Here is an 811-nt window from a genome sequence, read left to right on the forward strand (position 1 = left end):
TCGCACACAGTTGCCGAGACATGGAGTGAACCTCGAAACTTGCCGCCTGTCTTCTTCTTGAACTCTGAGGCAGCAAGCATCATTGCACTGAGTGCACCTTTCATGTCGCTGCTGCCTCTGCCGTATATGCGTCCCTCGGTCAACCGACCTGCAAAAGGATCATGGTTCCACAGATTGGGATTCTCCACACCCACGGTATCGATATGACCGTCCATGAGGACGGCCGGTCCCTCCTGGCTGCCGAATATGCTGCCGACGACACTGCCATAGGCATCGATGGAGACCTCGTCATAGGCGAGACTCTGCATGGTCTTTTGGATGAAGGAAGCCGCTTCTTTCTCGAACCCTGAGAGACTGGGGTGTTTGATCAGGTCTTGGCAAAGTGTTATCAGTTGTTCGTTGGTTTGCATGACCCTATCGTAGGACAGATGGAAAGAAAGTCAAGCTTTGTTGAGGACCTTGGTGATGAAGGTTTCGATCAAGTCAGGATTGAACTGGGTGTTCTTGCGCTCTCTGAGCACAGCAATCGCCTCCTCTTCGCTGACGCTCCCCCCATGCAACCTGGGTCCGACAAAATCGGCGTAGGTGTTTGCAATGGCAAGAATCTGAGCCTCCTGGGGAATGGCCTCATGCTTCAAACCTTGAGGGTAGCCGTTGCCGTCCCAGCGTTCGTGGTGATGCAGTACCGCCACAGAGAAGGATGCATACTCTCCAACCGAGCGCAGGATGTTGTACCCGATCTCGGCATGGCGCTTGAACTCAAGGTTTTCACTGCGGGTCATCTCCGAGCTTGACTTCTTGATGATCGCCG

General features: G+C 53.8%; 2 protein-coding genes. Both read right to left on the reverse strand.

The genetic code is table 11. From position 1 onward, the window contains the following. On the reverse strand, positions 1 to 410 hold a 410-nt coding region (locus B3F49_RS08470; protein WP_293910396.1), incomplete at its 3' end, for a M20/M25/M40 family metallo-hydrolase. Between the two features lie 30 nt (positions 411 to 440). Next, positions 441 to 811: HD-GYP domain-containing protein (locus B3F49_RS08475; RefSeq protein ID WP_293910398.1), on the reverse strand; the 371-nt coding region annotated here is incomplete at its 5' end.

It is taken from the genome of Sphaerochaeta sp. UBA5836 (assembly GCF_002432845.1).
Classification (GTDB): Bacteria; Spirochaetota; Spirochaetia; order Sphaerochaetales; family Sphaerochaetaceae; genus Sphaerochaeta.